24 protein-coding genes are annotated in these 21,089 nt (G+C 34.0%); 13 read left to right on the top strand and 11 right to left on the bottom strand.

Features of this window, described 5'->3' with window-relative positions; translation table 11 throughout:
* Nucleotides 1–26: 26 nt before the first annotated feature.
* Nucleotides 27–341, bottom strand: coding sequence for a DUF2769 domain-containing protein (locus CIT01_07005; protein ID AXV37965.1), 315 nt, complete (start codon nucleotides 339–341; stop codon nucleotides 27–29).
* A gap of 450 nt (nucleotides 342–791) precedes the next feature.
* On the opposite strand from CIT01_07005, the gene CIT01_07010 reads away from it, so the two are divergent.
* Nucleotides 792–1,013 (top strand): TIGR04165 family Cys-rich peptide, encoded by a 222-nt coding sequence (locus tag CIT01_07010; protein ID AXV37966.1) that lies wholly within the window; start codon nucleotides 792–794, stop codon nucleotides 1,011–1,013.
* 34 nt (nucleotides 1,014–1,047) lie between these two features.
* Here the strand turns inward: CIT01_07010 and CIT01_07015 are convergent, their stop codons facing one another.
* The 7 genes from CIT01_07015 to comA all read right to left on the bottom strand — a co-directional run bounded on the left by CIT01_07015 (nucleotide 1,048) and on the right by comA (nucleotide 6,503).
* Nucleotides 1,048–1,542, bottom strand: a complete 495-nt coding sequence (locus CIT01_07015; protein ID AXV37967.1) for a TIGR00295 family protein — start codon at nucleotides 1,540–1,542, stop codon at nucleotides 1,048–1,050.
* A gap of 86 nt (nucleotides 1,543–1,628) precedes the next feature.
* Nucleotides 1,629–2,168, bottom strand: a complete 540-nt coding sequence (gene tfe, locus CIT01_07020) for a transcription factor E (protein AXV37968.1) — start codon at nucleotides 2,166–2,168, stop codon at nucleotides 1,629–1,631.
* Between the two features lie 316 nt (nucleotides 2,169–2,484).
* Nucleotides 2,485–3,339 carry a gamma-glutamyl ligase gene (locus CIT01_07025; protein ID AXV37969.1) on the bottom strand — a complete coding sequence of 285 codons (855 nt, stop codon included), beginning with the start codon at nucleotides 3,337–3,339 and terminating at the stop codon, nucleotides 2,485–2,487.
* Nucleotides 3,340–3,401: 62 nt separating this feature from the next.
* A complete protein-coding gene (locus CIT01_07030) occupies nucleotides 3,402–4,085 on the bottom strand; it encodes a hypothetical protein (protein AXV37970.1) in 684 nt (227 codons plus the stop codon).
* 13 nt (nucleotides 4,086–4,098) lie between these two features.
* Nucleotides 4,099–4,800 (bottom strand): hypothetical protein, encoded by a 702-nt coding sequence (locus tag CIT01_07035; GenBank protein ID AXV37971.1) that lies wholly within the window; start codon nucleotides 4,798–4,800, stop codon nucleotides 4,099–4,101.
* 153 nt (nucleotides 4,801–4,953) lie between these two features.
* Nucleotides 4,954–5,727, bottom strand: coding sequence for an ABC transporter ATP-binding protein (locus CIT01_07040; GenBank protein AXV37972.1), 774 nt, complete (start codon nucleotides 5,725–5,727; stop codon nucleotides 4,954–4,956).
* Nucleotides 5,727–6,503, bottom strand: a complete 777-nt coding sequence (gene comA, locus CIT01_07045; protein AXV37973.1) for a phosphosulfolactate synthase — start codon at nucleotides 6,501–6,503, stop codon at nucleotides 5,727–5,729. Before comA ends, CIT01_07040 begins: the two co-directional genes overlap by 1 nt.
* 421 nt (nucleotides 6,504–6,924) lie before the next feature.
* Between comA and CIT01_07050 the strand changes: the two genes are divergently transcribed.
* The 12 genes from CIT01_07050 (at nucleotide 6,925) to CIT01_07105 (ending at nucleotide 19,407) form a co-directional block, all read left to right on the top strand.
* On the top strand, nucleotides 6,925–7,488 hold the full coding sequence (locus tag CIT01_07050; GenBank protein ID AXV37974.1) for a hypothetical protein: 564 nt from the start codon (nucleotides 6,925–6,927) through the stop codon (nucleotides 7,486–7,488).
* A gap of 203 nt (nucleotides 7,489–7,691) precedes the next feature.
* A complete protein-coding gene (gene ftsZ, locus CIT01_07055; GenBank protein AXV37975.1) occupies nucleotides 7,692–8,828 on the top strand; it encodes a cell division protein FtsZ in 1,137 nt (378 codons plus the stop codon).
* A 238-nt stretch (nucleotides 8,829–9,066) separates the two neighbouring features.
* Nucleotides 9,067–9,255 carry a protein translocase SEC61 complex subunit gamma gene (locus CIT01_07060; GenBank protein AXV37976.1) on the top strand — a complete coding sequence of 63 codons (189 nt, stop codon included), beginning with the start codon at nucleotides 9,067–9,069 and terminating at the stop codon, nucleotides 9,253–9,255.
* 195 nt (nucleotides 9,256–9,450) lie between these two features.
* Nucleotides 9,451–9,912, top strand: a complete 462-nt coding sequence (locus CIT01_07065) for a transcription elongation factor Spt5 (protein AXV37977.1) — start codon at nucleotides 9,451–9,453, stop codon at nucleotides 9,910–9,912.
* Complete coding sequence (locus CIT01_07070; protein AXV37978.1) at nucleotides 9,912–10,394, top strand: 50S ribosomal protein L11; 483 nt, start codon at nucleotides 9,912–9,914, stop codon at nucleotides 10,392–10,394. The genes CIT01_07065 and CIT01_07070 overlap by 1 nt, the downstream gene beginning before the upstream one ends.
* Nucleotides 10,395–10,469: 75 nt before the next feature.
* Nucleotides 10,470–11,108, top strand: coding sequence for a 50S ribosomal protein L1 (locus CIT01_07075; GenBank protein ID AXV37979.1), 639 nt, complete (start codon nucleotides 10,470–10,472; stop codon nucleotides 11,106–11,108).
* A complete protein-coding gene (locus CIT01_07080) occupies nucleotides 11,108–12,121 on the top strand; it encodes a 50S ribosomal protein L10 (protein ID AXV37980.1) in 1,014 nt (337 codons plus the stop codon). Before CIT01_07075 ends, CIT01_07080 begins: the two co-directional genes overlap by 1 nt.
* 102 nt (nucleotides 12,122–12,223) lie before the next feature.
* A complete protein-coding gene (gene rpl12p / locus CIT01_07085) occupies nucleotides 12,224–12,532 on the top strand; it encodes a 50S ribosomal protein P1 (protein ID AXV37981.1) in 309 nt (102 codons plus the stop codon).
* Between the two features lie 163 nt (nucleotides 12,533–12,695).
* Nucleotides 12,696–15,398 (top strand): alanine--tRNA ligase, encoded by a 2,703-nt coding sequence (gene alaS, locus CIT01_07090; protein ID AXV37982.1) that lies wholly within the window; start codon nucleotides 12,696–12,698, stop codon nucleotides 15,396–15,398.
* Between the two features lie 190 nt (nucleotides 15,399–15,588).
* Nucleotides 15,589–16,845: a methanogenesis marker 16 metalloprotein gene (locus CIT01_07095; GenBank protein ID AXV37983.1), complete on the top strand. Its 1,257-nt coding sequence runs from the start codon at nucleotides 15,589–15,591 to the stop codon at nucleotides 16,843–16,845.
* Between the two features lie 15 nt (nucleotides 16,846–16,860).
* Nucleotides 16,861–18,015: a tRNA 4-thiouridine(8) synthase ThiI gene (gene thiI / locus CIT01_07100; GenBank protein ID AXV38752.1), complete on the top strand. Its 1,155-nt coding sequence runs from the start codon at nucleotides 16,861–16,863 to the stop codon at nucleotides 18,013–18,015.
* Nucleotides 18,016–18,309: 294 nt separating this feature from the next.
* A complete protein-coding gene (locus CIT01_07105) occupies nucleotides 18,310–19,407 on the top strand; it encodes a fructose 1,6-bisphosphatase (protein AXV37984.1) in 1,098 nt (365 codons plus the stop codon).
* Nucleotides 19,408–19,455: 48 nt separating this feature from the next.
* On the opposite strand, the gene CIT01_07110 is transcribed toward CIT01_07105, so the two are convergent.
* The 3 genes from CIT01_07110 to CIT01_07120 are packed head-to-tail and all read right to left on the bottom strand — an operon-like array spanning nucleotide 19,456 to nucleotide 21,044.
* Complete coding sequence (locus CIT01_07110) at nucleotides 19,456–20,154, bottom strand: hypothetical protein (GenBank protein AXV37985.1); 699 nt, start codon at nucleotides 20,152–20,154, stop codon at nucleotides 19,456–19,458.
* Between the two features lie 18 nt (nucleotides 20,155–20,172).
* Entirely contained in the window at nucleotides 20,173–20,406 is a 234-nt protein-coding gene (locus CIT01_07115) for a hypothetical protein (protein ID AXV37986.1), read from the bottom strand.
* Between the two features lie 59 nt (nucleotides 20,407–20,465).
* Nucleotides 20,466–21,044 carry a phosphatidylglycerophosphate synthase gene (locus CIT01_07120; GenBank protein AXV38753.1) on the bottom strand — a complete coding sequence of 193 codons (579 nt, stop codon included), beginning with the start codon at nucleotides 21,042–21,044 and terminating at the stop codon, nucleotides 20,466–20,468.
* Nucleotides 21,045–21,089: the final 45 nt, after the last annotated feature.

Here is a 21,089-nt window from a genome sequence, read left to right on the forward strand (position 1 = left end):
TTGGTTTTAATGGTCCAGTGGACTTTTTATTGGGCTGGTCCATCTCTACAATAGTATCCCATGGGCATACCATCAGCAAGATCTTGTTCTTGCCATACTGGACAAGTTGCACACATACACATCTTTTCAAAGTTCAAATCGCTGCATATGGCGGGTCCGGCAGCGCAGTAAACTCCAGGAACAGCTTCTGGATCAGGCATCATTCCCTTTTCCATCATTTCTTCCATTTTTTCCTGTAGCATCTTCTTTTTGGCACCGGCACATGCGCTGTTTTCTTGAACTGGACAGTCGCGGCAGACACATTTTTTAAGATTTTCCATATTAAATTCTACTTTTGTCATTTTTAACCCCATATTAATATTGGTTAAAATGTAATATCAAATTTTTGAATTTCCTTAGGAAATTAATTTTGAAATAAAGAAAGAAAATTTGAAATGTATTCATATTTGTAATAGGGTGAGCAGTGCTTTTTTTAGCTGGATATGATTGTTGTAATTGAATTGGAGGAATCTGATCTGTTTATTTGGGTTTTTCTTTGAAATACATTTGAAACCATTTTAAAAATGGACTGAATGTCTATTTTTGTGTTTTTTAACTTGGCGGTGGCTTTTTAACTCTGAATAAATTGTATAGTTGTCTGTGAATATTTTGTCCATTTAACAAAATGTAGATCTAACATTTTTAGTAAAATTTTGTGATCAATATGAGAAACATTTAAATATTGTAATGCACATAATTATATTCGTAGTTATACGAATAATTATTATAAATTAAAAACCATGGGGGATTTAATGAAGGCTGAATATCTAAACCAAAATTGTCCGGAATGCGGATGTAAAGATAAAAAAATATCCCGAAGAAGAAATTCTAGATCAAATGCAGATGCCTTTTACATTCAACATATACCACAAGGAGATATGGGCATAATCAAATGTGATAATTGTGGACATGTATTTGAATATTGTAAAGATAGTAAATTACCAGTAAAAGTAAAAAAGATTTGTATAATTTAATTTTTTTATTAATTATATAAAACGAAGTTAATAGTTATTGAACTTGATAATTCTTATCAATTATTGCTCGGTGCAAATCAATCAATCTTCCAATAGAGGGATGACTATTTCCCATGTTGGTTCTCCATTTATCAATTACAAAATCGATATGAACCTCATCTACACCATTTATAAGGTTGTCTGCATGGGCCACAATTTTTTCTTCCAGTGTTTCAGGTAGATAATCTTTTGGGGGTAAACCCAGACTTTCAGCTTCTTTCAAAGGTATGCCTGCCCCTATATGTCTTTCCACAATATTTACTATTTCTGTGGAAAATCCCAAATCTTTCAAAATTTCAGCACCCATTATAGCATGTTCAATGCCATGAGTTTTTCCACGACCTATATCATGTAGAAGCGCACCATTTTTCACTAAAACAGTATCAACCGGAAATTTTTTCGAAATTTCCAAGGCTTTCCAAGCCACGGCTTTGCTATGTTCAATAACTGGTAGAGAACAATTAAACTGTCTTAAAAGTTCCAGACTCAAACAATTTCTCCTAAAAAAAGTTATTTTCAAAAATTAGTAGTTTAATATGGGATTTAAATAAATTTGGAGTCTTAAACTCTTAAAATTTATTTAGAATTTTGACTTGAACCTTCAAAGCTAATTGAAAGGTTATCACTTTCATAAAAATTAATCTCTTCTTTTAATTTATTAATGAATACAGAATTGTCTTTATATTCCAGTTCGTTTCCGCATTCGGGGCATACGAAATTATTTTCTGAAGCTTCTTCAAAGCTGCACCGACAGTTATTAGTTTTACATTCAAAGAATATGTTGTTTTCTTCGTATTTTAAACATTCTCTAAGTTCTTTGAGAACTTCTTCATGTTTACTTTTGATCATGTCAATGATTTTGTCCTGTTCGAATTTCCAGCTATAAGTATACCACTGTGTTTCTGGATCTTTACTTCGTTTATAACTGGCAATTCCAGCATCATATAATTTGTATAAAATTCTTCTAACAATATTTAATCTTAATTCAGTTTCTTCGGCTATTTCTTCGTCGGTAACCTTACCATCTACCAAGCACTCCACAACAGAGATACTGCCTTCATCTTCTTCCTGAATGATTTCATTGAGCAGTTCGAGAACTAAAGGATCTTTAAGCATGTCACTTCCTCCTTTTGATAACATTGTAACACTATTAGCAATAAAATTGTAATAAAGAGATATAACAATGTTATTTGAATTTATCTGATGGATATTATCTCAGGATTTAATGACTATAACTGAATAGTTTTTTGCAATAGTCGTATCTATTTCAGTCTTTTTTTGATTATAACCCTATTTTATCCACAAAAAATATCAAATTTAATATGTATGGGAAAACTTTCACTATATTTATGTAATCTTTGTTATTAACTTTATGTTATTTATATTTTTTTAAAAGTAATATTAATAAAATGAAAACATCTTAGACGGGTTTTTAAAGCTTCCTAACAATGACTGCAGGCGTATGTTGAATTGAATCCAACATTTCAATGGTTATTTCATCAACATCTTTCTTAAAAGTATCTTTCATATCGTATACAGTTTCCATACTATTTTTGTTTTCTTTTTGATAATCTTCAACAATTTTTCCAATTTCTAAAGCTGCATCTGTTTTTATTGTTGTTGAAACTGCTAAAACTGTAGGGCCTACTATTTTTCCAATTCTTCCCAGCAAATATCCGTACACGCCCATGTCACATTTAATGCCGGGGACAGCTAAGGGCAGTGATGTGAATTTCATCCCTTTTAATTCATAAGTGGCGTCAGTGTCAATTATCATGGAAATAACTTTTTTGCTGGTCCTATTTTCAATTGTTCTGGCTATTTTTTCTACAACACCTTGAGGATCACAGGGTAAAAGTGAAACGTAACTTCCAGGGGCATTGCTAAGATCGATACCTGCTTCTGAAGCAGGTTTAAGAGCATGTTTTAATCCATAATACTCAAGAACAACTTGTTTATGATATCGTGCTGCTTTGGGTAATTTTCTTAAATTATTAATGGTTCTCTTTTTAATTCCAAGTAATGGTCCTAAAAAGTAGCCCCACACATATTTTGACCATAGATCTGCCAATAGATAAGCTTTAAAAGATGGTTCAAATTTTGATTCGTCTACTATTCTGCCTTGGGAGATGGCAATGGGAGTCTCAGATATTACCAGAAAATCTCCTTCTTCAACTAAATTTAGGCATTTCTCAATAATCACGTCAAAAGGTTCATTTGGTTTTATGTAACCTGTTTTAACAGGAATTATTGTATATTGAGAATTATCCATTTTTTCAATTGGCATAATCTTTAGAAAAAATTTTAAATATAAAAATTTTAATCAGGGTCTATATGCAGAAGAGTACTTCATCCTTTAATTGGGGGTGCCCATACCTTTAGGTCTATTCCCTCGATAATAATCTTTTTTCCTTCAATTTGTACTACTACTCCAGAATGAACCTTTTGCATCATACAGTGTTTAGGAAGGAATCGGACAGTTTCTCCCACTGCTGGGACTTTTCCTTCTATAATCCCTTCAAATCCTCCCACCATACACACCCCTACGTCTTGAAATTCAAAATTTTCATTATCTAAACGGTGACAAGGTCCTACAATATGTACAGTGATTAATCCGTGATTTTCATCAAGTATCTCTGCAAAATGTGTGATTGGGCATCCTAAAGGTCGATATCGTATTATATCTCCTTTTTTTAACTCTTCCCTGGTAAAGGGGTATAAAATTTCCCTACAGGAATGTTCTTCAGGAAGGGGTTCTAAGATGAAATCGGCTTCATAGCCATCTAAAACTCCCACAATCTTTTCATCTTCTGGAATGATGTTTTCTTTTTTTAATAATTTTTCTAATTGTTTCAGATTATCATTAAATATTTCCTGAAACATGAAGTGGCATGATTCAACTGATGTACGTTTCTTTAAAAGTGCACTGGCAAATTCGTCACAACGTGCATAACCGCATATTCCACAGTTGTAGCCAGGTAGTAATTTTATGATGGTTTCTTTATGATCAACATTTTTGGATTTATCTTTCATCAGTTATTACCTCTTATTCGCCTTCATAGCCCTGAAAACCATCTATTCTTCTTAATATTCCTCGGTGATATTTTTTGTTCACTTTGGTTTCGCCGACACAGAGTGTACAAACAGCAAGAGGGGCAGAATGCCTTAATTCTTCATCATCAAGGGATACTTCTTTTGACTTAGTCATTTCTTCAGCCAGTTCCATACATCCCTGACCACTTAAACCATTAGCTTCAATGATTTTACAATTAGGATTTACTTCGTAGACTCTTTCTCGGAAGATTTCCCTTTCTGCTTGAGATATCATGTCTCCTTTGGTGATAACCGCTATATCGGCTGTACTAAGGAATGGCCCTACTTTAAGGGGGGTGTTAGGGCCGCTTGTTGCATCTATTACACATACACCTAAACAGTTCATGGTGTAGGGTGCGCAACGATGACATAGTCCTGCTGTTTCAACTACTAAAAAATCAGATTTATTTTCCTCAGCCCAACTAATCATGTCCTCTATATTATATATGGCATAGTGATCAGGACACATATCCATGGAAAGACCTATTTTAGTGGGAACACCTATTTTAGCAAATTTTTGATCATCATCAGTATATAAACAGTCAATCTTAACCACTGATGATTTCAAATCCATAACTTTAAGGCTTTTTAAAGCGTGTATTAAAACCGCTGTTTTACCAGAACCGGGAGTTCCAGCAACAATTACCATTCTCATGATTCCACTTGTTCCAATATTTTTCTTATTATTTTCTTATTATGTTTCTAAAAAGTTTAGATATTTTGTTACTACTTTGAATAATTAGAATTAGTAAAATAAATTATTTAAATTTATTAATTGTATACGTAAATTAAAAGAGGATGGTGAAAATTAACATTCTAGATTTAACTTTATATCCTCCACTAATTCCCCATTTCTTACCTTTTCTCTTAAACTCAACATTAACTCGTCTATCTTGTTAAGTTGTTTGGATATTTTCTTTTCATGGGGTGTGGTGCTTACCACCTTCTGCATACCTCCACTTTTCATGACTATTCTTTTATCTGTCATGAGTGCAAGGACAGGGTCGTGGGTTACCACCATAACTATTTTTCCATGTCCTGAGAGAACTTTTAATGCGTCGTGTTTCCTTATTCCAGCATTTTCAATTTCGTCAATAAGTACAATGGGCGAATCACTGATAATGGCAACATCTGCCACCATTAAAGCTCTGGATTGTCCCCCACTTAAAATTGTAAGTTCGTGTTCTTTTTTTATTGGTTCACCAGTCAGTGTATTGGCCAGATTGATAACTGAGTTAACACACTTGTCACTGGCTCCTCTACACTTAGCATGGAGGTTTAAAAAGTCCCCTACTGACATATCTGCTAAAAAATTCATGTTCTGTGATAGTTGGGCAACCATCTTCTTTCGGGGATTAGTTCTATCTTCGTAGCTGGGTTCTTCATCATTTACTAAGATTTTTCTTTTAGAGAATGTATCGCACTGTGCTAACTGTTCAATATCTCCGATCAAAGAACTTTTACCACTGCCGGTAGGACCTACAACTCCGAAAATTTCTCCTCTACGGATTGTGATATCATCTACAGGCTCTTTGTTGCCTTGCTTATCATAGCCACCGATAATAGTTATTTTATTTATCATTAAAGATCCACCTTTCCTAAAGTATCCCCTCTTAAACCACGGCGCATGGTTTCAAGGGCAGTAATTTCTTCTGGGGGAATGTTACCAAGATTCACATTCCCTCCAAATTTCAAGATGAAATATACTTGTTGATTTTTTTGGGGAGCTTCCCATATAATATTCTTAACATCTAAATTTTTAATTAATAAATCCACTTCATCCTCTTTAACATTTCCATCATCATCGAATATTCCGATACCTTTACCACTTTCACGGGCTTCAATTAATACTTTATCTGCACCGGATTCCAGATCAAAATTTATCAGCCGGGTTCTCTCAAGGGTGTCTATTTTGTGATCTTCTTCAGGATTCTTTTTACCAACTTCACTTATAACGAAAAAGCCTTGTTCTTTTATATTGCTAATAATATTTCTCCTTTCATCTAGTGGTATTTCTGTAGAACCATCTGATATTTCTAAAGTATCAAATCCAAGTTTGTCAGCTTCTTGTAAATATTCTTCAACTTTATTGTTAATATAAGCCAGTTCAAATAAAGTTCCACCAGGGTATGGTTTAATATCATGGCCAAGGTACATTTCAACTTTATTTTTAATAATTTCTCTGTCGTGGATGGTTATAGTTCCCCATCCAAATTTTGCAAAGTCAACGTATTCACCAGAAATCTCCATAAGATCTTCTGCTGTATTCAACCCCATACCCTTATCTAACATCATTGTAGTTCCATTTGTGCGGGGTTTTTTCACACGTTCTGGTGTAAGAAAATTAAAAGCTTTCATTTCATCACCTATGTGATCATTATTTCCTTTTATATTTTTGTCATTTATTATAATATTAATAGTATAGAAAAATATGGAATAATATTATTTACTTTAATACAATATTTACTTACCGGAATTTTTTTGCAGTTGAAGCATTTAAAAGTATTATCAGCACTATTTTGAATTTTGGATTTAATTTTTTAACAGAATCAGTTAAGAATATATCGTTGTTATGATATCCATTTAAATTATTTCTAAAGTTTTTCTCATGCTTTTTAATCTTATATTCAAAACTTTTTAAAAGTGAATTAATATTGTTAATAATACACATCTTAATTAGATAAATGTTACTATAAATAATAGCTAAACATAACTTATTGGAAAATTTATCCTTCCAATAGTCCTCTTAAAATTGATATAAAGCGGGCAGGTGTTTTGAATGAAAAAATCCATTTATTATTTTGAAAATCCCGGTAAAGAAAATACAGATAAATTGTTAGATTTAGTTAAAATTCGAAAAGAAGAGTTAGGAATAGATAAGATAGTTGTTGCTTCCGTTTCTGGGGAAACTGCTATGAAACTGGCTGAAAAAATTGATGATGTAGATATAGTGAGCATTACTCATCATGCCGGATTCAAAAAGAAAGGTGAACTGGAATTAGACTCAGAAGTTGAAAAAAAACTTAAAGAAAAAGGAATAATAAGTTACACTGGGTCTCATGCTTTGAGTGGTGTTGGTAGAGGAATATCAAACAAGTTTGGGGGCATAACGCCCGTAGAAATAATAGCCGCAACCCTTAGAATGTTTTCTCAAGGAGTCAAGGTTGGTGTAGAGATTAGTATTATGGCAGCAGACGCAGGATTAATTCCAATGGATTCTGAGATTATTGCAATTGGTGGAACTGGTAAAGGGGCCGATGCAGCCATAATTTTGACACCAGCTCACATGACTAACGTTTTTGATATAAGGATTCATGAAATAATTGCAATGCCCAGACCTTAGACCATTTACAAAACTTTTGTGAGATATTTTTTTCAACTGAAGGTGATCATATTTCAACTTCCAATGGTTAACAAAAATCACAATTTTATATGCATAAGGATAAAAATTTGTGGCAATGATAAAGAATTGTCATATAACAACCGTTGCTTTTAAATATAAGTTAGTACAATAACACATTCCATAGATTGATGTGGGGGTAGTAATTGAAATTCATAAACGATGCCATAAAAGAATCTGAAAACAGAACGGATAGATCACATCCCAAACATAATGACACGGAAATCGACGAAGACCTTAGAGAGATCATAGATAGAAGTAGAGCAAAGATATTTGTAGTAGGTGCCGGAGGAGCTGGAAACAACACTGTTTCGAGGCTTACCGACATTGGAATAGAAGGAGCAAACACAGTAGCCATAAACACTGATGCACAAGATCTCTTTTATTCAAATTCGAACGGGAAGTTATTGATCGGTAAAAAAACATGCGGCGGCCTCGGTGCTGGAGGCGTGCCGGAAGTAGGCGAAGAAAGTGCAGAAGAAAGTGAAGATGAAATAAGATCTAAATTAGATGGGGCTGACATGGTTTTTGTCACCTGTGGATTAGGTGGTGGAACTGGAACAGGTTCTGCTCCAGTTATTTCAAAACTGGCTAAAAAAGCAGGTGCATTGACTATAGCGGTTGCAACTATGCCTTTCAGTGCAGAAGGACTTAAAAGAAGAGAAAATGCCGAAAGAGGTCTTGAAAAACTTCAAAGTGCAGCGGACACAGTAATAGTTATACCTAACGACAAGTTACTTGAAGTTGCTCCAAATCTGCCATTAAACAAAGCCTTCATGGTAGCAGACGAACTTCTGGGAAGAGCGGTTAAGGGAATAACTGAGCTTATAACTAAACCCGGTCTTGTCAGTTTGGACTTTGCGGACATAAGAAGTATTATGAAAGGCTCTGGGATGGCAATGATTGGAATGGGCGAATCCGAATCCGGAGATCGCGCAATAGAATCTGTGCACGAAGCTTTAAACAGTCCATTACTAGATCTGGATATTTCCAATGCTAAAGGTGCATTGATAAATATATCTGGAAGTTCTGACCTGACACTGCATGAAGCTGAAAAGATTGTTCAAATAGTAGCCGATGAACTTGATCCTGACTCCAATATAATTTGGGGAGCTCAAATACAAGAAGATCTTCAGAATGTTATCAGAACCACCATTGTCGTTGCAGGAGTTAGATCTCCGCATATATTCGGTACACCTGCTGAACGCGAATATATAGCTGAAAGAGAAAAAGAATCCGCAGACGAATCTTCATTAGAAGAATTTATAGATGGTGTTTTTTAATCAAAAATCTTTAAATTTTTGTTTAAAAAGTAAATATTCTGAACAATCATTCTTTTGTCGATTAAGATACTTTGGTTAATAAGTAGTGCCACAAATGGTACTTTTTTTAAGCTTAGTTATCACTATCTATGTTGCCAAATGAAAAGGTTTATAAATCCCTAGTGATAACAAACTAATACAATCTAAAAAGTAGATTTTTTTATTCCTTATTTTTACTATTATCAAAGTAGGGATTTTCATGAATTTAGGCAATTTAAAAGCATCTATTATCAATTTTATTAAAGAATGTAGAAGAGTTCTACATGTATCTAAGAAACCAGATAGAGAAGAATTTATTAATGTAGCCAAAGTTACTGGCATTGGAATAATTATTATAGGTGTTATAGGTTTTATAATAAATTTAGGTGCCCAATTATTAGGGGCGTAATAACAATGAACTTCAAATATATGTGAAAATTTATTTAATGATTTTAATTAGCTTAATTTCACAAAATAAACGTTTTTAATTGAAATTTATACTTAATTAAAGTTTTATTGTAATTTAATAATATGACTTAAATTGTTAGTAATTTTTTCAAGTAAAACCCAAAAACCTATGAAATTTTATAAGGTCGTGTGGTTAATGGAAGATAGTGATAACTTAATATATGCAATAAGAACTCTTGTAGGGCAAGAGAAAAATGTTGCAAGAATGGTTGCAAGAAATGTTAAAAACAGTGGAATTGAAGTAAATTCTATTTTAGTTCCAGAAACCCTCAGAGGATACATTTTAGTTGAATCTTCCTCAAAATTAGACATGCAAAACCCTGCCTTAAAGGTCCCGAATATTAGGGGGGCTGTTGAGGGCATGATAACCTTTGAGGAAATAAAAACCTTTTTGAAACCAGAACCTATACTTGCTTCTATACAAAAAGGAAGTATTGTAGAACTTATTTCTGGTCCATTTAAAGGAGAAAAAGCAAAAGTAGTAAGAATTGATGAATCCCGTGAGGAAGTAGTTTTAGAACTAATTGAAGCTGCTGTTCCAATTCCTGTTACCGTTAAAGGTGATCAAATTAGAATAATACAAAAGGAGGCTGACTAATGGCTAAAGAGACAGTAGAGATTCTAGTAGAAGGTGGAAAAGCCACACCAGGTCCACCATTAGGTCCTGCAATTGGTCCGTTAGGAATCAATATGATGCAAGTCGTTGAAGCTATAAACACAAAAACTGGGGATTTTGGAGGAATGAAAGTTCCAGTTAAAATTATAGTTGACACTGGTACCAAAGAATTTGAAGTAGAAGTAGGTACCCCACCAACCACTGCACTTATAATGGATGAGCTAAAAATCGAAAAAGGTTCACAAGATCCTGGACTAGATAAAGTAGCTGATCTTTCCGTTGAACAAGCACTCAAAATTTCTAGAATGAAATTTGACTCGTTACTGGCAAATGATTATAAACATGCTGCCAAGGAAATAATAGGTACCTGTGTAAGCATGGGCATAACTGTTAATGGAAAGGATCCAAGAGAAGTGCAAACTGAAATTGATGAAGGCGTATACGACGATATATTACAAGGCTAAACGCCTTTATAACCTTTAAATTCTTTATCAAATTTATGATGAACTTTTTATTTAAAAGTTCATGGAGGAATTTTAATGAAACAAGAGATAATGGAAGCGGTGAAGAAGGCCAAGGAACAAGCCAAGCCGAGAAACTTCACACAGTCTGTAGATGTGGTAATAAACATCAAGGACTTAGACGTCAAAAAACCAGAAAATCGTATTGACGAAGAAGTTTCTCTACCAAATGGACGTGGAAAAGACGTCAAAATTGCTTTTATAGCAGATGGGGACTTGGCTGTCCAGGCTGAAAGTGCCGGCGCAGATCTTATAATAAGTAAAGCAGAATTAGAAGATCTGGGAAAAAATAGAAAAGAAGCAAAGAAGATGGCTAATAGTTACAACTTTTTTGTTGCCCAAGCCGATATGATGCCGCTGGTAGGTAGATTTTTAGGACCGGTTCTAGGACCTAGAAAGAAAATGCCAAAACCAGTACCGGCCACCATAAAACCAGATCCAATAATTGGAAGACTTAAAAACACTATTAAAGTGAGAATAAAAGATCAACCTCTTATTCAAGCAATTGTTGGTACTCAAGATATGGACGATGAGATGATTGCCGAGAATGTAGAAGCTGTGCTTGGTATATTAGACCAGAAACTGGAGAAAGGAAGAAATCAAATAAAATCCATGTATGTAAAAACAACCATGGGTCCAGTAGTGAAGGTGATCTAATGCCTCATGTAGCTAGTTGGAAGAAAGAAGAAGTCAAAAACCTTAAAGAGTTAATAAATAATTACGAAGTTATAGGTATGGCTAATTTAGCAGATATTCCTGCTCCCCAACTTCAAAAAATGCGACAAAACTTAAAAGGTAATGCAACCATCAAAATGTCCCGTAAGACATTAATGAGCTTGGCTTTAGAGGAATCTGATAAAGATAAGTCCAATATTAATGACCTAAAGGATCACATGGAAGGACAACCAGCAATGGTATTTACTAGCATGAATCCTTTCAAACTCTACAAAATTTTAGAGGCTAGTAAAACTCCAGCACCTGCCAGAGCAGGAAGCATAGCTCCATCTGATATTGTAGTGCCTAAGGGTGATACTGCATTTAAACCAGGACCTATACTTGGTGAACTTCAACAAATAGGCATCCCTGCCAAAATTGATAAGGGTAAAATTGTTATAACTAAAGATAAAACTATTGTTGAAGAGGGAGAACAAATTCCAGCAAAAGTAGCGAGTATTCTTGCAAGACTTGAAATTTTCCCTATGGAAGTTGGAATTGACTTAGTAGCTGCTTATGAAAATCAAACAGTATATACTTCAGATTTGTTAACCATTGACGAAGAAAAAACTCTTTCCGATATTCAAACAGCCTTCTCTCAAGCATTAAATCTATCAGTAAATGCATTAATTTACACCAAAGAATCCATGCCAATTATTATACAAAATGCAGCTGCCAAATCTATGAATCTGGCAATAAATGCATCAATATTAACATCCAAAACTTCGGATACTTTGCTGTCCAAGGCTTATTCACAGATGTTAGCATTGGCATCAGAAATTTCAGGTGTAGATGAATCTGCAGTTGATGATGAACTTTTACAAAAATTAAAATCAAGTGCTAAGAAGGTTGAAGTTGTAGAAGAAAAAGAAGAAGAAAAACCTGAAGACGAAGAAGACGAAGAAGAAGATAAAGAAGAAGATGCAGCAGCAGGGCTTGGAGCTCTGTTTGGATAATATTAATAATTAAATTAGATAATTAAATCGTAAAATTGGCATAATTGTCAATAAATTGTATATAAAAGCATTTAAATTGATGAAGAAATTTGAGGTGATCATATGGAATATATATACACAGCAATGTTATTGCACACAACCGGTCAAGAAATAAATGAAGAAAACGTTAAAAAGGTCCTTGAAGCAGCAGGTTCTGAAGCTGATGACGCAAGAATAAAAGCACTAATTGCAGCACTAGAAGAAGTGGATATAGAAGAAGCTATGGAAAAAACAGCTGTAGCAGCAGCTGCACCTGCAGCAGCAGCCGCAGCTCCAGCAGCTGAAGAAAAACCTGAAGAAGAGGAAGAAGAAGAATCTGAAGAAGAAAAAGAAGAAGAAGCTGCAGCAGGGCTTGGAGCTCTATTCGGTTAAATTCTTCACTTATAAGTCGTATTATGCTAATATTCGGCATATATGACTTTTATTAATTTTTTATTTATTTTTTTATATATTTCAACAATTTATATTAATTATAAGCAAATTATAATTACTAAATTGCAAACTAATATTAATAACAAATATTTTAATGATTAACATGTCTCACCAACTTGAAGAATTAGGATTTAAAAAAAAAACTTGTGTAACATGTGGAAACGAATTTTGGTCTATTGAAGATAGAAATACATGTGGAGACGCTCCCTGTGATAAGTATGAATTCATAGGAAATCCTGCAACCCAGAATAAATACGATCTCACACGTATTCAGAAAACTTTTATTGATTTTTTCAAAAAAAATTCCCACACACCCATAGAAAGATATCCAGTTCTTGCAAAAAGGTGGAGAGACGACGTCTTTTTAGTAGGGGCATCAATATATAACTTTCAACCATGGGTAACATCAGGCATGGTAGAACCTCCTGCAAACCCCTTAGTAGTAGCACAACCTTCCATAAGACTCAATGATGTTGATAATGTGGGTCGAACCGGTAGACACATGACATGTTTTACCATGGGGGGACATCACGCATTTAATTCTAAAGATAACAATATTTACTGGGAAGACGAAACTATAAAATATTGCCACGACTTTATAAAACATGTGGGAATAGATCCGTCTGAGATAACCTTTATAGAGTCATGGTGGGAAGGTGGAGGAAATGCCGGGCCCTGTTATGAAGTATGTGTAAGAGGAGTTGAACTGGCCACACTAGTTTTCATTAAATACAAAACACTTCCCAACAACGAATATAAAGAAATCCCACTTAAAATTGTTGATACAGGTTACGGTTTAGAGAGATTCGCCTGGATCTCCCAGGGAACACCAACTGCTTATGATGCATCATTTGGACCAGTTATAGATCAGCTAAAGGATTTAGCTAATGTTGAAGTTGATGAACACATATTAGCTGAAAATGCTCGTGTAGCAGGAATGATGGATATAGAAACTTTTGCTGACCTTAGAACCCTTCGGATGAGGGTAGCAGAAAGACTGGGATTATCATTAAGTGATCTTGAAAAATCCACTAAACCAATGGAAGCAATTTACGTAATTGCTGATCATACCCGATGTTTAGCGTTCATGCTGGCAGATGGAGTCATACCTTCCAATGTTAAAGAGGGGTATCTAGCAAGACTGGTTCTTAGACGTTCCATCCGTTTTATAAAAGATTTGAATCTTTCAAGATCTCTGTCAGATATAATGAAGATTCAACTTGATTTTCTATCTCAAACTTATCCAGCAATCAAACATCATCAGGATCACATACACAATATCATCGAATTAGAGGATAAAAGATATCTAAAAACCATATCTAAAGGCAAACGTATGGTTAAAAAGTCCATAAACTATCTTAAAAAAGATAATATGGATGAAATGCCTCTGGAGATGTTAATAAAACTTTATGATTCCCATGGAATCCCTCCAGAAACTGCCTTAGAAATTTCACAGGAAGAAAAATTCCAGCTTAATGTTCCAGATAATTTTTACACACTAGTTGCCAACCAGCATTCTGAAGAACAGGAAGAAGTTAAAGAAGATATAGAACTGGATTTCCCTGAAACCAATCTCTTATTTTACAGCACACCCCATGAAACAGAATTCACTGCAGAGTTAATAGGATTTTATGAGAACAATGTAATATTAGATAGAACTCTATTTTATCCAGAGGGTGGAGGACAACCATCAGATATTGGATTTTTAAAGTTTAATAATGAAAAAATACTGGTATTACACGCTGAAAAAAAGGATAAAATTGTTTTACACCGAGTTGATGAATCAGATATCTCTAAATTGAAATCTTTTATGGGTGATTCAGTAAAAGGTTCTATTAATTGGGAAAGACGCATATCACTGGCCAGAAATCACACAGCCACGCACCTAATCGTTGCCGCTGCTAGAAAAGTACTGGGCGATCATATATGGCAGGCAGGAGCACAAAAAGGTGTTAAAAGATCAAGAATTGACCTTTCCCATTATAAAAGGATAAAAAACCATGAAATACAGGAGATTGAACTTTTAGCCAATAAATATGTAATGGCTAATAACTATGTATCTGCCACATGGATGGATAGGACAGAAGCAGAGAAAAATTACGGTTTTATTCTTTATCAGGGAGGAGTAGTCCCAGGTTCTGATATCAGGGTGGTAGAAATTGAGGGTGTGGATGTACAGGCATGTGCCGGTACACACGTTTCAGAAACTGGTGATATAGGTTTAATTAAAATAAATCGAACTGAAAGAATACAAGATGGTGTAGAACGGATTGATTTTTCTGCAGGAGAAGCAGCAGTTGAATCCATGCAAAAAAATGAGGACATCCTAAGAGAAAGTTCTGCTATTTTCAAGGTTGAACCAACACAACTTCCAAAAACATGTGATCGATTCTTTACTGAATGGAAATCATTTAAAAATGAGATAAAAAAATTAAAAGATGAAATAGCACACCTCAAAATAGAAGGACTTGGAGACAAATCAGTTAAAATCAGGGATTTAAATGTTTTAACTGAAATAATTGATGCAGATATGGGAGAACTGCAGAGAATAGCCATTGATCTAACAGAAAAAACACAGAAAATTGATGTGGTGGTTCTGGGAAATCTCGAAGGTAAAATTGTAGGGGCCTCATCTAAAAAAGCTATTGATGAAGAAATTAAAATAAATGATATTATCAAGGATTCAGCCAAGATACTTGGCGGAGGTGGGGGAGGAAGACCAACACTTGCCCAGGGAGCAGGTCCTAAAACTGAAAAAATGCAAAAAGCTCTTGAAAAGGCTATTGAATTTTTAAAGAGTTATTAAAAGCCATTATTCTTTCATCAGGACTAATCAGGATAATTTAACAAATAAATGATACTGAAATTATCCTCTTTTTTTAGAAATTATCTAATTTTTTCAACCACTTTTTATAGAAGTATTTTTATTAATCTTAAACCATATTTATATAAAAATAAGTTTATAAATTAAAAAAATAATGTTTTGGAGGCATATTTTGAATATTCGAAGCATTGAAGAGATTAACCACAAGATATCCGCTGGAGATGCCACAGTAATAACTGCAGAGGAAGTAAGTCAGCTGGTGCGTGATGGAGAAAACCCCAAAGCCGAAGACGTAGATGTGGTAACAACTGGAACTTGTGGTATAATGTCTGGAACAGCTGCCATATTCCACGTGAAAGTATCTGAACCAGGGGAATTCAAAAAAGCAAATAAAATATTATTAAACGGTGTACCGGGATATCCAGGACCTTGTCCAAACGAACTCTTAGGAACAGTCGATTTGATGGTCTATGGGACAGCCCACAGTATTTATGACTCTGAATATGGGGGAGGATTCCTTTTTAAAGATATAATTTCTGGAAAAGATATACATGTAGAAGTTGAATCTATTGAAGGTAAATCATTTGAAACAACTACTAATATATCCAAGCTAAGTACTGCAAAAATTATTGGGACAAGAATGGCTTTCAAAAATTATACAGCATTTGTCAATCCAGACAGTAAACCTGTTTCGTCAATTTTCAATGCCATTGAAATGGAAGGTCCATTTAAGGGCATTTCTTTTTCTGGATGCGGAGAGTTAAATCCAATCCAAAACGATCCAGGCATGGAAACTTTATGCATGGGAACTAACATTCTCTTAAACGGTTCCAGAGGGATAATGATCGGTGAGGGAACCCGAAGTACACCAGAAAAACCGAACATGATGGTGGCAGCAGATATGCATGAAATGGATCCCCATTTTATCGGAGGATTCAAAACTGCAGCGGGCCCAGAGATTTTTAACAGTTTAGGGGTAGCCATCCCTATTTTAAACCAAAAAATCATGGAAAACACTTACATATTAAATGAGGATATAAAGTTACCTATAGCTGATATTAAGGGCAGACATAATGTTTTAGTGGAAACGAATTATGGGGCTATGTGGAATAACGTTGATGAGAGGCCCTCATACCATTCAAAAACATGTCAAGACTGTGATGTTTGTTTGGTTAAAGAAAGGTGCCCTACCATGGCTTATAAAGATTATCTTAACAAGAAAAGATGCTTTGGCTGTGGCATGTGTGCCTATTCATGTCCGCACGGTGCCTTTACCATGAATACTGGTAGTGTTAAATTCCAGATTGATGCTGAGATAATTGAAACCCAGATAACGTGTCGCCAATCTGATATTAAAAGAGCTCGAGAAATCACATTAAAACTTAAAAAAATCATTGAAAATGGAAATTTTTCGATACAAAAATGTTAATGAGGATAATTAATGCTGGAACATGAATTAATAATTGTAAGGTACGGAGAACTTGGGATTAAAAGTCCACGTGTTAGAAGAAGATTTGAGAAAAAGCTTATTTCAAATATTAAAGCCTCATTGGATTGTGAAGTGGAAATTCATCAGGGAAGAATATTTTTATACGATACAAATCTGGAACTGGCTATAGAAAACTTGAAAAAAATACCTGGAATAGTATCTTTCAGCCCGGCTATTACCTCCAGAACTGATTTTAATTCTATAAATGAAGTACTTACAGTTTATACGAAAAAACTGGTTTTAGAAGGTTTATTTTCAAGTGAGATGTCATTTGCTGTTCGAGGCAAAAGAGTAGGTGTTCATGATTTTACCAGCCAGGAAATGGCTGCTTTTGCAGGTTCAGTAGTTATTGCTGAAACAAATGCACCGGTTGATCTAAGTGAACCTGATTTTGAATTTTTTGTGGAGGTAAGAGAAGATAAAACCTACATCTATCATGAAAAAATTCGAGGATTAGGTGGAATGCCAGTTGGAACTCAGGGAAAAGTTGTTTCATTGCTTTCAAGTGGAATTGACTCTCCAGCCGCCACATTTTTGATGATGAAAAGAGGTTGTGAAGTAATAGCTCTTCATTTTAGCAATGAACCTTATACATCTGTTGAATCAACTGAAAAAGTTAAAAAAATTGCTGAAAAATTAAGGAGTTATTCTTCTGGAGTTAAATTTAAGTTGTATATAGTGAAATATGGTGATTTTCTCAAAAATTGTGTTGATAACGGCCCAGAAAGAATGATTTGTGTTTTATGCAAAAATGGGATGTACAAAATTGCTGAAATGGTTGCTCATGAAGAAAATGCTATGGCAATAGTTGATGGTAGTAGTTTAGGCCAAGTTGCTTCACAAACCCTTCCCAATTTAGTTGTAACTCGAAATTCAGTCAAAGTTCCCATATTAAGTCCATTGATTGGTTTTGATAAGGTGGAAATTGAAAGAATAGCTAAAGATATTGGAACCTATGAGATTTCAATAAAACCAGATGGGGGTTGTTCTGCCGTTCCCCGCTATCCAGAAACAAATTCAACCATTGAAAAATTATTAAAGGCAGAAGAAGACGTAGAAATGAGTGATGAATTAAAAAAGATATATTATTCAAAGGAAACAATATTTTAAAAGAAATACTTGATTATAACCTTTTTTAATCTATATAATTCATTTAAATATAAGTGGAAGAGATTTTAGCATTTAATATTCTAAAATTTAACCACAAAATACGTGGGTAACATCATATAGTAACTTATATATGCTGATAACCGCATATTTTTTACATGGTTAAAGTTTAAATAGACAACTTAAATGGTTTTTGTTCGTTTTTCAACTTAAATATAGAATGAACCATAATATTGCATATTAAGTTGTTTGTAAATACTTTGAAATTTTTTGCAATTTTATTGGAGGTGTTTTTATATGAAAACAACAGTTAGTGTAATTAAAGCAGATGTTGGAAGCGTAGCCGGACATGTAGTGGCTCATGAAGCCTTACTTAAAAAATGTGATGAACTGCTTAATAATGCTCTGCAGGAAGGACTTCTGGAAGACTATCATGTGACCAACTGTGGGGATGATATAGATCTCATCATGACTCATAGAAATGGTGAAGAAAACGAAGAAGTTCATCAGTTGGCTTGGAATGCATTCCAGGAAGCAACCAAAGTTGCAAGAGGATTGAAACTTTACGGCGCAGGTCAAGATCTGTTATCAGATACCTTTTCAGGTAACATAAAAGGTATGGGCCCTGGAGTGGCTGAAATGGAATTCAAAGAAAGGCCCAGCGATCCTGTAATCATCTTCTGCTGTGACAAAACTGAACCTGGAGCATTTAATCTGCCTTTGTTTAGAATGTTTGCAGATCCCTTCAACACTGCAGGTTTAGTAATAGACCCTTCATTACATAATGGGTATGAATTTGAGGTATTCGATGTAATGGAACATAAAAAGGTTAAATTATCATGTCCTGGCGAAATGTATGATTTATTAGCTCTTCTAGGTACTATAAGCCGATATGTAATTAAACATATTTACAGAAAGGATGATAATGAAATTGCTGCTTCTGTAAGTACTGAACGTTTAAATTTAATGGCTGGAAGATATGTTGGAAAAGACGACCCTGTTGCAATTGTAAGAGCCCAATCCGGATTCCCGGCAGCAGGAGAAGTAGTTGAACCATTTTCATTCCCGCATTTAGTCGGCGGATGGATGAGAGGCTCTCATAATGGTCCATTAATGCCTGTTTCTCAAAAAAATGCTCATCCTATTAGATTTGACGGCCCGCCTCGGGTAATTTCTTTGGGATTCCAAATTGCTGATTCAAAACTAGTTGGACCAATGGATCTATTTGATGATCCTGCATTTGACCGTTCCAGAGATCAAGCATCAGAAGTAGCTGAATACATGAGAAGGCACGGTCCATTTGAACCACACAGATTACCAGCAGATGAAATGGAATACACAACCTTGCCTGGCGTATTAGAAAAATTAGAAGATAGATTTGAAGATATTGACTGATTTGCAGTTAATCTTCTTTTTTTATTTATTTCTAATTGAAAATATTGATTAATTATCTTCTTTTTTATTATTTTTTTTAAGTTCTTTTTTCATTAAATAATAAGGTAAATCAATCACTTTATCTGCCTTATCAATTATAACCCCATCACCAGTGGCAACAATACCATTAACTGATTTTAATGATTTTTTTATTTCAAAATCCACTTTTTTTGAAAGAATAGCTTCCCCTTTTAAGTTATTTGAGTTTAATAGTTCCTTGGTAAGAGCTGCTAGCTTTCCACTGAAACTGACCTGTTTATCAAAGAGGAAATATACATATCCCGTTTTATACGTTGATAAAATATCCACAATCTTTTTCAAAGCTTTTTCAGTAGTTGGATCGTATTTATATTTTCCAAATACTGCATTTAAATCTCTCAGGAAATCATCATCACCTACAACAAGGTCTTCATATTTTCTTTTACAGATAGTTTCAATGGTTATTAGAACGTTATAACCATCAATTAATACGGTTTGGTCTCTTAGTTGTTCTAGATCTACCTTCTTTTTCTTTCTGGATTCTGAAACTTCAAGGGAAAAAACAGATCTTGCCAGCAAATTTCTCTGACTTTTATTTAGTAAGTATCGATTAGCAACAAAAGTAATTGCACTCTTTTTTTTATAACCCTGATTTAGAAGAAATCTCAGATCAAATTTGGCAGATTCAATTTTTTCAGATTTATTTTTTCTAAGGGATATTTCTCTCATAATAATTTTTAGAATGAATTATATTAAATCATGCATAATCCTTATTGCATCCAGTAAGCCATGAGAATAGGTAATACATCCGAAAGAGGTTAAATAATCTTTTTTTTCAAGATAATATTTGGTGTCTGTGTTATAATTTATTGCTCTTTCAATAATCTCTTTTTCTTTAGTATTGAATTGCATATCTTCAATTTCATTTAAATTTTTTGCAAATAATTCAATATCCTTTTTAATTCTTTCTTCATAATTCATTTTATCACATAGGTACGGACATATCGTTAATGGAAAAAGTGGTTATATTTAATTTCAATTTAAAGTCTGTTTTTTTTTAACTGTATCCAGGAATGATATACTCTCTGTAAAACTGTGAAATAGCCTAATATCATAACAATGATAACTGCAATTTCAATTATGTTTGTTTCTAAGAATAAAGTCAGAATTACACCAGCTAATATTATAAAAATTCGTTCGGCACGTTCTGCTATTCCTACATCACATGTTATTCCTTCTGCTTCCGCTCTTGCTCTAACATAACTTACGGTTAATGAGGCATGTAAAGCAAGAATACCAAAGATCCAGTTAACATAACCTCCATAGATAAGACCGATTATAATGAATGCATCAGCAAACCTATCTGCTGTAGAATCCAAAATTCCACCAAATTTGGTAGGTGAATATTTATTTCTAGCTACAGCACCATCTATTACATCCATCAATCCACTTAAAATAATTAAAAATGCTCCCCATATTAAATTTTGAGTAGCAAACATATAAGCAGCTATTAAACTAATAATTAAACCAATTATAGTAATAATATTTGGATTTAAAGGAATTTTTCGTGCAATAGGGTCAAGGTATGATCTAACATATGGTCGCAATTTGTTTAGCATAATGTAAGTTATAAGTTTCAGTGATATATATGTTGATAAAACAAT

Origin of the sequence: Methanobacterium sp. BRmetb2 (assembly GCA_003491285.1) — an archaeon.
Lineage (GTDB): Archaea > Methanobacteriota > Methanobacteria > Methanobacteriales > Methanobacteriaceae > UBA117.